Origin of the sequence: Vibrio sp. S11_S32 (genome assembly GCF_014694465.1) — a bacterium.
GTDB classification, from domain to species: domain Bacteria; phylum Pseudomonadota; class Gammaproteobacteria; order Enterobacterales; family Vibrionaceae; genus Vibrio; species Vibrio algicola.
Genome location: NZ_JAAUWS010000027.1, coordinates 1 through 13,673 on the forward strand (window position 1 = coordinate 1; position 13,673 = coordinate 13,673).

Consider the following 13,673-nt stretch of genomic DNA (forward strand, 5'->3'; position numbering starts at 1 on the left):
CAACCATTTCGAGCAATTAAACGATAAATAGTATGCATGCTGGCACAATAACTTATCTTTTCCTTTTTCATTCGTCCAGCCATTTGCTCAGGACTGAAACCGAGGCTTAGGAAAGATTTCACTTTGTTATTAAGCTCATTCGTCACTTTCATAAATTTAGCGGCACAAGAACGCTTACGGAGTGCATTGGCATGCGCCGTTATTGCTGTATATCGACCTTGAGGGCAGCGTCCCAACTCTGATGATATCGATTTATTTCCCCGTTTAAGTTCTTTACTTATTTGACGGGCTGAAAACTCTAATTGCACCAGGGCTTCAATCTGGTATCGTTCAACAAGAGTCAGCTGTTTGTATTGTTTCCCCATGTGGGTACCTTGGTTATTGTTTGAGAACTTCAGGCTACGAGCAGCTGGCTCTCGTGTCTATACCAAGTGTGTCGGTTATTCTGAGAATCTAGGAATTATCTATAATCATCAATCTACAGTTTCTAACGAGATTGAACATCATTTTAATTTTCAAAACCACACAACCACAAAAGAAAATGTTTCTAGTTTTGGGGCATTATCGATTCATCTTTCAATGTCTTTCTTGATGGTATTGAAACTGTTGATTGAGATGTACTCTTATCTTGCGGTATTGCTATTATTTGTATTTATATTGATTTATATCTTTACTGTACAAATTATGCGCGGCTTACGTGAAGGGGATAAGCAATTTTATGATGCCTTAACCCAGACCTATAACCGTAATGGTTTGCATCAAAAAGTGTATAAAAAAATCGAAAAAGCACTGGCTAATAATCGCGATGCGCATATTTTTTCGGTCGATGCCAACAAATTTAAACAAACCAATGATAAATATGGTCATGATATGGGCGATAGAGCGATCGAACTGATTGCCGTCGCTCTGCGACATATTTGTAAGCACGATGATGATGTGGTGCGTTTGGGAGGCGATGAATTCTTAGTCGTGCTCTACATTCCAAGAACGGTTGAGTTTGATCCTGAACAGTTTATGGAGAGAGTGAATCAGAAAATCACTTATGATTGTAAGGCGCGTTCGATCCCCTATTTTTCAGTCAGTGCCGGTTATGCCACATTTGATCTTAATAGCCAGCAAAGTTTGGAACAAACATTAAAATTAGCGGATTCAATTCTGCTTAATACTAAATCGATTGATAAAATCGAAACGATTTGTGATGAGTTTGATAGTTTCGGTATTAATTTATCTGATGAAGAAATCGTACTAAAATTAACTATGAACGACCGGATGAATTACATTCAAGCTGAGCATTTATTACAAAATGAGCTGAATGACGACGTGTTAAATATTTATCATGGTAAACTGACTTACTTGATGAGTAATTACTTCAAAATGATGTATTCGTGTAATCGTACCAATGATAATTTGCACGAACATCGTATGAAAATTGTTGATAGCCATCATGTGGCAGGGGTTCCCATGTCGGTGTTTTACTTCTTATTTATTAAGTACAGTAACTTCTTATTTCGTGAAATGGATTTAACCAATGAAGAAATGGTGGTGAATAACCGCGTATTATCTTATGAATTACACTTTATCTCTAGCTTGAAGACTCGATAAATGCAGTAATCATAAAGATATAGAATTAGAAATGCCGAGTAATGTTACTCGGCATTTTTTGTTCAATATCTACGATGGTATCATTATCGCGTTTAACGAATGATCATTTGATCACGCTCAGGACCAACAGAAACCATGCTTACAGGTACGCCCATTAGTGCTTCAATGCGCAGTACATAATGTTGCGCCGCAGACGGTAGGCTTGCAAAAGTGCGACAGCCAGTAATGTCTTCGCTCCAACCTTGCATTTGCTCATAAATAGGGCTTAATGCTGCCGTTTGAGGCCAGATTGGGTTTTCACTGTGATCGCCATCGTAAGCCACACAGATTTTCAAATCGGTCATACCCGATAGGCAATCAATTTTGGTGAGTGCGATTTCTGTTGCCGCTTGCAGTTCGACACCATTGCGAGTCGCCACCGCATCGAAATACCCCATATCACGCGGACGACCGGTTACTGCGCCATATTCATTAGCACTTTCACGGAAGTTATCTTGTTCTTCCATTGCAGTCACTAAAGTACCCGTACCAACTGATGAGCTAAATGATTTTGCTACCGCCACAATGCGCTCTGGGCGAAGGGCTGGCAAACCGCTACCAATACCGGCATAAGCGGCGGTGACATTCGAAGAAGTAGTGTATGGATATTCACCGTAAACTAAATCGCGGCCCGCACCTAATTGCGCTTCAAATAATAAATTGGCATCTTGTTTTTGGAGCGCTTTTAAAGGCTCAGTCACATTACAAATAAACGGACGCCAAGCTGCGGTTACCTCTAATAACCACTCGGTCATCTCACTGGCACTTTGCGAAAAATCACAGCTAGGGTAGAGCGCTTTAAGTTGTGGCATCTTCCAATCAAGCATAAATTGAATACGTTCTTGCAACACTTCAGGTTGATTTAACCAACCCACTAAAATGCCTTTTTTCATTACGCGATCGCCATAAGCCGGTGCGATCCCTTGACGAGTCGAACCATAAGCAGCGTCGCCTAAACGTTGTTCTTCTAATGTATCTTCTAGCGCATGCAACGGTAAACACAAGGTGGCGCGATCAGAAATACACATCTTAACTTCGACGCCTGCCGCTTTTACTTCGGCCATTTCTTCGCTTAATGCTGCTGGGCTAATCACCATGCCAGGACCAAGCACCGCAATACAATCGGGATTAAAAATACCACTTGGAAGTTGGTGCAATTTAAAGGTGCCAAAATCGTTTACAACCGTGTGCCCGGCATTATTCCCACCTTGAAAACGAATACTTGCGGCGGCATTATCGGCTAAAAAATCCACGATACGGCCTTTGCCTTCATCACCCCAGTTTGCACCTACAACAACAATAGACGGCATAATTTATTCTCCAAATTGATTGAATAAACATCTTATGCTCACTGTTAAAATATGAGAAATTAATTATAATTATAGTCTTGATAAGAAATTCATATCGCCTTGTGGTGACTAACTTACTCTTTGAGCCAGTGAGCGATGATGGCTGAAGGGAAGCAATAATGTTTGAGGTAACGAAATGTTAGATATTCATTGGTTAAAAACCTTTGTCACCCTGGCGGAATTAAAGCATTTTGGCAAAACAGCCAATGAGTTGCACATGACCCAGCCGAATGTCAGCTTGCACATTAAACAGTTAGAAAAAACCACACGGGTAAAACTGATCGAGCGTAATCCATTTTGTTTAACCCAAGCAGGTTTACGTCTGTTAGCAACGAGCCAAAATACCTTGCAAGAGTTGCAAATGTGCCAATCGGATCTCAATACAATCAATGACTTAAGTCAGGGTACACTCACCATCGCCGCTAGTGATATTATTTCGCGCTTATTATTGATCGGTCCTTTTCAATTATTTAAAGCCCAGTTTCCAGGGATTGATTTTTCGCTGCTTAATACCACGTCATCGCAAGCTTCTGCTTTAGTGAAAAGCGCCGAAGCAGATTTGGGTTTTGTGATCGCGCAAAAAGAAAGTGAGCCGCTGCATTTTACTGAGTTGCAACAGATTAAGTGGTGTGCATTAGGGAATAATTTGACGTTGTGGCAACAAGCAAAAGCGGATGACAATATCCGCTTATCGGAGCCTCCAACCTTGATTTTATTGGGGCATGATACTCGAACCCGCGATTTACTTGATAGTGCGCTGCCGTCACTCAACTTACCTAAATATCGCATTATGGAAGTCGGCAGTGTGGATGCGCAAATTGATTGGGCTGAAGCGGGATTTGGGGTCGCCATCGTGCCTGATTTTTCATTGCGAACCAAGCCAAATTTAACCACTACCGTGACGCCATTACCGCAATTTCCCACCACCAGTTTAGGTTATATTGTGAGGCAAAATCAGGTGCTATCAAAAGCAATCAAGCAATTACTGCATTGGGTTAATGATGAGATTAAAGCGGTTTAATATTACTCGTTGATTACTGATTATTGCTAGTTGCTTGGGTATGTTGCAACTGCTGCTCATAACGCTGATCTTCTTCGGCTTGCAGTTTGTCGGCGATTTCTTGATACAGCGCGAGGCTGGCGGCGACTTCTTCTTTATCTATGGTGTTCATCACAAAACCGACGTGGATCAGGACAAAATCTCCGATCTCTAGTGGCTCTAGCATTAAATGCGTGCTGACGCGACGTTGTACGCCAAGTGACTCAACCGTAACGGTGAGATCATCATGCACTTCAATCACTTGTGATGGAACAGATAAACACATATTCAATACTCTTTATGTTGGGTTAAGAAAAAGCGCGACGTTGGGGTAAATATAATGCGCCAGCGGCTAAGTTTGCGCCTTGTAGATCCAATGACCAACTGGCATGAATCGAATAATTTGCCGCTAAACGACGACACAGTCTGCGGGTAAACACGTCATATTGAAACTCATCTCCGGCTAATAATATGTTTTTGATCCCCACTTGATTATCGGCTTGCTCGATCCATTGGCTTATTTCATCGGCTAATGAGTCTAAAAATCCAAATGCTAATGCAGAAATATGACCATTATCGTCATTATTGCTTTGTTGTGAGTGCTCGGCTAAACAAAAACTCATTAAACTTTTAAAGCTTTGGCACCAGTCAAAGCTGTTATGTGTTTTGGGGCCATCAACTATTTCTTGTTTTGGAAAATCAATACGTGCGGAATGTTCGGTTTTAAAACGGCTGGCATGGGCGAGTAATCGTTCCACACTGCGTTGATTATCGCTCGTCGTGTGAGGGTGTGATAAGCCTAAAATAGTGGCGGCGATCACCAATAATGAGGTGAGATTTTGAGTCGGTTGTGCCAATGTCAATTGTGATAGCGCGGCATATTCTGCTGGGTAAGCGGCTTGAAATTTATCAATCACATTGTGCTCAGTTAACAAATTGCCTTCGATACTGGGCGCAATCGAAGCGCGTAATTGTTGGATTAACGCGCTACCTTCATCTGGCAGCAATGGAAATTGCAATTCACTTTGAGGCTTGTCTTTTTCGATTCTGCCATTGTCACCAATACGGTTACTGGTCAATAGCTGGCTTAAATACGAGCGACTGAAAAAGAGGGTCGCGGTGTCTTTTTTATGAGTCGAGCCATGTGCCAGTTGCGCGGCATAGAAAGCATTAAATGCCTGATCCTTTGCTTGAGACTTGGCATTCGTCGTATCGAACTCTACACCACTCAATGTCTGATCTCGGCCAATATAAAGGCGATTTTTAAGCATTTGTGCCTGATAATCACCGATAATAGCGTTATCGTGCAAACTGTCGATATTAGTGGTTAAGGCGAGATCATGCGGTTGTTGCAACCAGATCCAATGTTGGTCGATAAAAGCCATTTTCGGGATCGGATCCACTGAGCGATAAAATACCCAATCAATGCCTTTTTGACGTAGATATTCAGTAATGATAATTAAGGCGCGGTTATAAGCAAAACGGACATCACAACGGGCGGCATAGTCTAGGTCGGCATGAGCATCCGCTTTAGTCGTGAGGCTAATCGCCGGTTTTTCAAAACAAGAAAGCGTGATCACTTGTTCGTGACTGGCATTAAAATACTGACTGAGAGTATTTGGGTTACACACCAAGATTTGCGGGCGCAATTCAGCCGATTGTCGCGAGGATAAGCCTTGGTTATTCACTGTCTGGTGAAACGTATCTTGAGTGCTTAAGGTAATGCCAAGCTCATCAATAGTGGCGGTATTTTCAGCCAATAATGTTTGCGCCAATGCCAACAGGCGATCTTTGGTTAACGAGTGCATTGATTGAGTTTGATAGTGCGCTTCACCATGACAACACGGGCATTTTAGCTCGATTTGACCAAACTGAGGGCTTTGATTGTCACCCAATAAAGGGGCGCAACTGGCACAATAATCAAGTTGGATCAGCTGGTGGTGCGGGGTGCTCGTGGTGTCTGCCGCTTTAAATAATCGCTTGCGGTTTGGTTTGAGTAATCTTGGGTTAGGCAGTGCGTGCACTTCACTATTGCCTTGTTTTTGTTCAAGCGGCGCAATATTGGTTTTGACTAAATGAACCGATAATAAGAAATCGTGCGCAATACGATCGGCTAAGGCTTCTAATTGGGCTTGAGTGCCTTGTGCTTCAATCCGGTAGCGGTAGTGACCATTTTTCAAATAACGATTATCGATACTGATTTGAGCCAGATCAGCTTGCAAGCTTGGGTCTGACGGGCTTAATAACTGATTACATAAGTGCTGATAAAAAGGCACTGGCTGAGTACAGATAAAATCAAAACAGAATAGAGTGGTGGTCATTATAGTTACTCAAAATGATGGCGTAAGATAGTTGCTCAAGGTCGTTGCTCAAGAAAGTTGCTCAAAATAGCAGCTCAATAATTAACGTTTCTGCGCATCTGGGATCACAGTGTCGATGGTGATCGCTTGTTTCACGGTGCAGCTAAACCCAAGTGAGGTTAAGTGCTGCAGCAATTGTTTTTCCATAGTTGGAACCGAACGATAAATCGCCGAAGTGAGTCCCATAAACATAGGTTCAATCACGGTTGGAATAACGCCTAACACAAAGGTATGAGGTCTATCACCCACCATTTCCATCATGATCAAAGTTTGTAGCATTTCGACTTCATGGGCACTGCCTTGCCAATCGACTTCTGGCGGCGCGTGATCAAAATCGAAAAAGTAGACATCGCCAAATTGACCATCGGCGCTGTTAACGGTATCGACCACAATTAAATCGTCGTAAGTGGCCAACATCGGGATCAAGCCGTGGGCGAGGGTGCCGCCATCAACAATATCAAACTCATGCTCTGGGTGAACAATCGTGTATTTATCGGCAATGTAATTGATAAAATGCACACCAATGCCTTCATCGCCATACAAAATATTGCCAATACCAAGCAGTAAGATGCGTTTAGGGCTTTTAAAATGCTTGCTGTCTTGAGGCTGCGCCGAGCTCTGGCAAGCCGGTTTGGCCTCGCCAGAGTGATCGTTTGTAATAGCAGAGTTTGTCATTATCAACTCTTGTTATCGGTATGAGAATCAACAGTGTCGGCTTGTTCGTGGCCGTCTTCATCATGTTCAGTATGGTAATCGTAGCCTGAAATGATGGCATCCACCGCGGCTTTCTTAAAGCGAATACCGGTCCAAATCGCCAAGTAAACGTGTAAGAACAAGAACACAATAAACACCCAAGTAAACCAATGGTGAATATTACGGACGTTGGCCAAACCGCCGCAGATCATGGTGAGCCAAGACGCAAACCCATATAGAAATCCGCCTAAGCCTTCATGGTACACGTTGGCATACAGCGCCAATCCGGTAAATACCATCACCAATGAACATGTATAGAAAGTCGCATAAGTGACTAACTGCATTGGTCCATAAAGTCCGGCCTTTTCATCCGGTTGGCCTAAGAAAATGTAAGCTTTGATCTGTGATACCCAGCGATCGTAACTTAATGCATCGCGTAACGATCGTCGTTCGCTGTTATCGCGAGAAAATAAGAATAAGTAACAACGGGTAATGGTAATGCCGGCAAAGATAAAGCCGAACACCAAGTGGGCAAAGCGTACCCAACCTTGAACCAAGACGTCTGAAGATTTAGGCGTCATAAGAAATGGCCAAGCAATATAAAATCCGCTGGCGATTAGCGTCACAATGGACAGAAAACGCAACCAGTGAAAAATACGGATCAGCGGCGAAAAGGCAAATTCTCGCATGGTCGGAATGTGCTTAGCGCGACCTTTTTTAGGTGTTTTTTTATCAAGCTGTTGTGATACTTCACTCATCGCTTTATGTCCTTTGAGATAGCCTGAGAAGCTTGGATGCTCTCCGTCCTACTTAACACTAGATGCCGAGTAAAACGGAGAAATTAAGGAAAATAACGGCAAGAATTAACCGGCAGTATTGACCTTAAATGCGCCCAAAGACTGCTTGTTGTAATCCATAACGTGAACCGAGCAAGACATGCAAGGATCAAATGAATGGATAATGCGCAGTACTTCTAATGGCTTAGTTGGATCTTCTAATTTAATACCGACTAATGAAGCTTCGTAAGGCCCCATTTTGCCGTTGACATCGGTTGGACCTGCGTTCCATGTGGTTGGCACGACTGCTTGATAGTTTTCAACCTTGCCGTCTTTAATGCGGATCCAATGACTGAGCATGCCACGCGGCGCTTCAATCATTTGATGACCTTCATACACTTTACTTGGGTCGATCACCGGTTCGATATAGGTTGATTCATCCACTTCAATATTGCTGACTAACGCATTGAAAGTTTTTTCACTCTCGCGTAGGTTGATCACGCTTTGTAGCATACGACCGGCAGTACGACCAAGGGTGGTAAATAATGCGGTTACGGGCAGACCCGCTTTATTTAAGAACGCATCGACTTCTTTCACCACCACCTCATTGCCACGAGCGTAGTTAACGATCAAAGTGGCTAATGGGCCGACTTCATACGCTTCGCCTTGGTAGCGAGGTGATTTAACCCAAGAGTATTTGCCGTCTTCATTAAGCGTTGGCAATTTACCATTGATGGTATCGCGCTCCACAAAGCCGGTGTAATCGGGAATGGTGGTGCCTTGATACGGATGCTGAGGGGCATCGGCGGTGTACCAAGAGTGAGTGACATCTTCTTTAATATCATCTGGATTAAGGTCAAAGACTTTAGACAGATCGCCGTTTTTCACCACACCTTGAGTAAATAAGTATTCGCCTTTATTAAGCAAGAACTCATCGGTACATAAGAAGTTTTTCACATTTAAGCCGCCCAATGCACTGGGTTCGGTTTTAAACGCGTCGGCTGCCATCAGAATGTCTGGGTAGTAGGCGTTTTCAATAAAGTTACCCACTTCATCCAGTTTTTGTTTCCACTCTTGCAAGCGAGCAGGGCTTAGCATGTCGCGTACTGAGGTGATCCCGCCAACCACAATAGATTGAGGATGTGGTGATTTACCGCCGAAAATAGCCAACATTTGTGCCGCAACACGTTGGACTTCTAATGCTTTTAAGTAATGCGATAGGGCGATCAAGTTTTGCTCTGGGCTAAACTTGTAGGTTTTGTTGCCCCAATAACCGTTAGCAAAAGGCCCTAGCTTTCCAGTATCGACTAAGCCTTTTACTCGTTGTTGTACTTGGCGTAGATCGCCTTCACCACAAGCAATTGGAGTGTCAGAATATTGCATAGCCACTTGCGCCGCTTTTGCAGGACTGGCACTTAACGCAGAAACCACATCGACCCAATCTAAACCATGCAGATGATAAAAGTGCACAATGTGATCGTGTAAATGCAGCGCTGTCATCATCAGGCTGCGGATATATTTAGCGTTAACTGGGATCGACATGCCTAACGCATTTTCAATTGCTTCAGTGCTGCAACGGTAATGAGAATAGGTACACACACCACAAATACGTTGCACCATCAGGCCAACATCCAGTGGAGAACGATCTTTAACAATTACTTCAATGCCGCGCCATAAGGTAGACGATGCCCACGCTTTTTGAATGACATTGTCGGCATCTACTTCAACTTCCACTCGTAGGTGGCCTTCAATGCGGGTAATAGGGTCAATGACAACACGTTTGTTCATAAATCAATCATCCAATGGTTTAGCAAAGAAACTGGTGACGGCATGTGCGCCGATCCCGACAACCGCAGCGCCTAGCACAACCGCGCCAACGGTATCTGCTGTGCTGTCTAATCCGGTTAATAAACGGCGGCTTAGTGGTTTTTCGTAGTCCGACATGGCATCCCAAAAATCGGGTTCAGAACAACCAATGCAACCGTGTCCGGCTAAAACAGGCCAACTTGTGTGACCGTTAAAACGTTCAGTCGGACAGTTGTTATAAGTGTATGGACCTTTACAGCCCATTTTGTATAAGCAGTAACCATCTTTGGCTTCTTGGCTACCAAACTCTTCCACAAATTCGCCTGAATCGAAGTGACCACGACGCTCACAGTTATCGTGTACGCGCGCGCCATAGGCCCATTTAGGACGGTTAAACATATCCAGCGGAGGCAGTTTGCCGAACATGATGTAATACATTAAGGTGCCAACAATATTGCGCTCATTGGGTGGGCAGCCACCTAAGTTGATCACCGGTTGTTTCACTACTTCATGCACGCCTTTCGCGCCGGTTGGGTTTGGCGCAGCCGCTTGAATGCCACCAAAAGAAGCACAGGTACCTACCGCGATAATTGCTGCGGCATCTTTGGCTACTTGCTGAACTCGGCTCAGACCGGTTTCACCATGTGGACCTAAGGTTAAAAATGAACCGTTCGCTGCGGTGGGGACGCCGCCTTCAACCGCTAATAAGTAGTTACCTTTGTAGGTTTCTAGCGCGTGTTGTAGGTTTTCTTCTGCTTGAAAGCCAGAGGCCGCCATTAGTGTTTCGTGATATTCCAATGACACATGATCAAAAATCAACGAATCAATAGATGGGGTATCCGCGCGGATCAAAGACTCAGAACAACCGGTACACTCAGCGAGATGCAACCAGATCAAAGGGACGCGATCGGCAATTTCGGCCGCTTGTGCTACTAAGCTGGTAAACGGATTTGGCAATGCCAACATGGACGTGACAATCGCGCTCCATTTCATAAAATCGCGGCGACTGATGCCTTTAGCGGCCAGTTTTTCCGGCAGGCTATCACCATCACGCGGCGCGAGCAGCTTAAGTTTATCAAGGCGTTTTTGGCCTTGCTGGAAGAGAGCTTCATGAGTGTCCATGTTTCATACCTTTTGATAAAGGGAGCAATGATCGTGCATACAAAGAACTTCTGCCCAATGAGCTTGGACAAGAATGGATCTTGGTAACAGACGCAGAGTAGAGTATTGGAGTTAAATCATGTGTTAGGGGAATGAGCGTTAGAAGAATAAGTACTAAGCAATTGAATGTTAGATCAATAAAGATCGACCACAGAAAAAAGCATAGGTACCACGCTATTTATTCACACTATGATTACAATACCCATACAGTTTATAGGTATTTTGCCAGTCGTGGTAGCACTTGACGCGTATTTTTGTAATATTTACTTACATTTGACAGTAATCAAACCGCCAAGGCGATAACAACGGCGGTTTGATGTTTGATATTCGACGTAGCAGTGTCAATGGTCTTAAAATTGTTGATCAAATTGAGGTCGAATTGAACGCATTCAGCGGTGTTTAAGCCGCCAAATAATTAACAAATTCGCGGCAATAATTCGCCTTGTGGCAATTCTAAATAACGACGACTGCCCCAAGGACTATGTAAAATCACTTTATGGTTGCCATCTTGATTATGGGCAGCGTTACCAATGTGACTCGCAGAAGCTGAGAAATGACGCAGCACCGCTAATGTGGCTTCAACTTCGGCTTGTGGAACCGCGATCACCATCGTACCTTCATTGGCAAGATCGTAAGGTTCAAAGCCATACAATTCGCATAATCCTTTCACTTCATCGCTGACTGGAATATCGGCTTCATTGATGTTCATTTCGACTTTTGATAACTCGCACCATTCATTTAATACCGCCGAGATCCCGCCGCGAGTGGCATCGCGTAGGGTGCGCACGGTGATATTTTTATCAAGCAGAGCTTCAACCACTGGCCAAAGTGTGGCGCAATCACTGGTGAGATCGGACGCCAGTTTTAACGCATCGCGCGCCATTAAAATGCAGCTGCCGTGGCAACCAATGTCGCGTGATACTAAAATTGCATCGCCATCTTGGATCGCACTGGCCGATAGGGTTTGCTGGTGATAAAAACTGCCGACGCCGGTGGTGTTAATAAACACGCCATCGAGTGTTCCCTTTGGCACTACTTTGGTATCGCCACACACAATTTTTGCGCCAGAGACTTCAAGCTCTTTTTGCATGCTCTGCACGATGGTTTTGAGCTCGGCGTAATTAAAGCCTTCTTCAATCATAAAGCTGCAACTTAAATATTCTGGTTTTGCGCCCATCATGGCGAGATCGTTCACCGTGCCTGCGATCGCCAGTTTTCCAATATCACCGCCGGCAAAAAATATCGGTGCGACGGTAAAGCTGTCGGTGGTAAAGGCGATTTTTCCGTTGGTCGGCAGCACGGCGGCATCTTCGGTTTTAAGTAAGATGTCATTGGCGAAATGACGGAAGAACAGATCGTGGATCAAGCTATTCATTTCTTGGCCGCCGCCGCCATGACTTAATTGAATTTGTTTCATCGTGTTTTCACTTTTGATTGAGTTAGACCAGAATAACGGTAGTAAGCATTGCACGCCCCTTCAGAGCTCACCATGCAACTGCCCATTGGTTGAGTTGGAGTGCAGTTTTTGCCAAACACTTTGCATTGATCCGGTTTTGCCAAGCCGCGTAAAATATCGCCACACTGACAAGCTTTATGATCATTTAATGGTTCGGTCGATAAGTGAGTTTTAAAGATCAGCTCGGCATCTAAATGGGCGTATTTATCGCGTATTTTAAGTGCCGAATCTGGGATGTCACCCAAACCACGCCAACGGAAAGAACCACGAATTTCAAACACGTCATCAATTTTTGATTGTGCCGCAAGATTGCCTTCCATGGTTACTGCGCGATTATATTGGATTGCAACCGGTGGCATGGTCTCACTTTGCGCCGCTTCAATCGCCAGTTCGACCAACATCAACATAGATTGCATCACATCGACGGGTTCAAATCCGGCCACTACTACAGGTAATTGATATTGATCGACCACGCGTTGATAGATTTTGGCGCCGGTGATCACGCTAACATGCGATGGGCCGATAAAGGCGTTCACTTTAGCGCGACCATCTGACATCACGGCATTAATGGCGGGTGGTACTAATACATGGTTGCAATGAATATAGAAGTTACTGAGCTGTTGTTGCTCGGCCAGCAGCACTAAGATCGCGGTCATTGGGGTGGTGGTCTCAAAACCAATCGCAAAGTAAATGACCGATTTTTCAGGGTTTTCTTTGGCAATGGTGAGCGCATCCATCGGATCGTAAATCGGGCGAACATCACCGCCACGGGCGCGGCATTGGGCTAAGCTACCCTTTGAACCGGGCACGCGGATCATGTCGCCAAGCGTGACTAAAATAGTGTCGGGCATCATCGCCAGTTCAATCGCTTGATCGATCCGCTCTTTTGGCATCACACACACAGGGCAACCTGGACCATGAATAAATTCAATATTATCTGGCAGTAATTGGGTTAAGCCATATTTCATAATGGTATGCGTATGGCCGCCACACACTTCCATTACTTTGAGTGGATGAGGTAGTTGCTTAGCTTTTATTTCGATTTGTTGTGCCAAAGACTTCATTACTTGAGGATCACGAAAGCCTTGGTAGAGTTGTTTTAAATCCATAATATGCGTCCTCTCAAATTAATTAAACAGAGCCTGAGCTTCTTCTGGGCTCATGTTTTCGAGCATAGAACGGTATTCGGCTAAGCTTTCTTGTGCTTCTTGTTGGTTGAGTTTGCTAATGGCAAAACCGACATGGATCAGCAAGTAATCACCAATTTCTAAAGGCTCAGCAATCAGGTGAGTGCTGATCTGACGTTGTACGCCTAAAGTATCGACCGTGACAAGATTGTCCTCGTCGTGAAATTGACAAATTTTTGACGGTATACATAAACACATAATATTT

13 protein-coding genes are annotated in these 13,673 nt (G+C 44.2%); 2 read left to right on the plus strand and 11 right to left on the minus strand.

All coding sequences use genetic code 11. The features are described from left to right. On the minus strand, positions 1-365 hold a 365-nt coding region (locus tag HC723_RS11970; RefSeq protein WP_190339258.1), incomplete at its 3' end, for a helix-turn-helix domain-containing protein. 214 nt (positions 366-579) lie between these two features. Between HC723_RS11970 and HC723_RS11975 the strand changes: the two genes are divergently transcribed. Continuing rightward, positions 580-1,602, plus strand: a complete 1,023-nt coding sequence (locus HC723_RS11975) for a GGDEF domain-containing protein (RefSeq protein ID WP_190339259.1) — start codon at positions 580-582, stop codon at positions 1,600-1,602. A gap of 92 nt (positions 1,603-1,694) precedes the next feature. On the opposite strand, the gene HC723_RS11980 is transcribed toward HC723_RS11975, so the two are convergent. Beyond that, positions 1,695-2,951: an adenylosuccinate synthase gene (locus tag HC723_RS11980; protein WP_190339260.1), complete on the minus strand. Its 1,257-nt coding sequence runs from the start codon at positions 2,949-2,951 to the stop codon at positions 1,695-1,697. Between the two features lie 175 nt (positions 2,952-3,126). On the opposite strand from HC723_RS11980, the gene HC723_RS11985 reads away from it, so the two are divergent. Then, positions 3,127-4,011, plus strand: coding sequence for a LysR family transcriptional regulator (locus tag HC723_RS11985; protein WP_190339261.1), 885 nt, complete (start codon positions 3,127-3,129; stop codon positions 4,009-4,011). Between the two features lie 13 nt (positions 4,012-4,024). On the opposite strand, the gene HC723_RS11990 is transcribed toward HC723_RS11985, so the two are convergent. From HC723_RS11990 to HC723_RS12030, 9 genes are all read right to left on the minus strand, one after another. After that, entirely contained in the window at positions 4,025-4,315 is a 291-nt protein-coding gene (locus HC723_RS11990) for a HypC/HybG/HupF family hydrogenase formation chaperone (protein ID WP_190339262.1), read from the minus strand. A 22-nt stretch (positions 4,316-4,337) separates the two neighbouring features. Then, positions 4,338-6,350, minus strand: coding sequence for a hypothetical protein (locus tag HC723_RS11995; RefSeq protein ID WP_190339263.1), 2,013 nt, complete (start codon positions 6,348-6,350; stop codon positions 4,338-4,340). 81 nt (positions 6,351-6,431) lie between these two features. Beyond that, a complete protein-coding gene (locus HC723_RS12000) occupies positions 6,432-7,064 on the minus strand; it encodes a HyaD/HybD family hydrogenase maturation endopeptidase (RefSeq protein WP_190339264.1) in 633 nt (210 codons plus the stop codon). A gap of 2 nt (positions 7,065-7,066) precedes the next feature. Further along, entirely contained in the window at positions 7,067-7,840 is a 774-nt protein-coding gene (gene cybH, locus HC723_RS12005) for a Ni/Fe-hydrogenase, b-type cytochrome subunit (RefSeq protein WP_238925469.1), read from the minus strand. Between the two features lie 105 nt (positions 7,841-7,945). Further along, positions 7,946-9,646, minus strand: a complete 1,701-nt coding sequence (locus tag HC723_RS12010) for a nickel-dependent hydrogenase large subunit (RefSeq protein WP_190339265.1) — start codon at positions 9,644-9,646, stop codon at positions 7,946-7,948. A gap of 3 nt (positions 9,647-9,649) precedes the next feature. After that, positions 9,650-10,786, minus strand: coding sequence for a hydrogenase small subunit (locus HC723_RS12015; RefSeq protein ID WP_190339266.1), 1,137 nt, complete (start codon positions 10,784-10,786; stop codon positions 9,650-9,652). A 454-nt stretch (positions 10,787-11,240) separates the two neighbouring features. Then, entirely contained in the window at positions 11,241-12,242 is a 1,002-nt protein-coding gene (hypE, locus tag HC723_RS12020; RefSeq protein ID WP_190339267.1) for a hydrogenase expression/formation protein HypE, read from the minus strand. After that, entirely contained in the window at positions 12,239-13,390 is a 1,152-nt protein-coding gene (gene hypD, locus HC723_RS12025) for a hydrogenase formation protein HypD (protein WP_194704544.1), read from the minus strand. The genes hypE and hypD overlap by 4 nt, the downstream gene beginning before the upstream one ends. Before the next feature lie 18 nt (positions 13,391-13,408). After that, entirely contained in the window at positions 13,409-13,666 is a 258-nt protein-coding gene (locus tag HC723_RS12030) for a HypC/HybG/HupF family hydrogenase formation chaperone (RefSeq protein WP_190339268.1), read from the minus strand. Between the last annotated feature and the right edge of the window lie 7 nt (positions 13,667-13,673).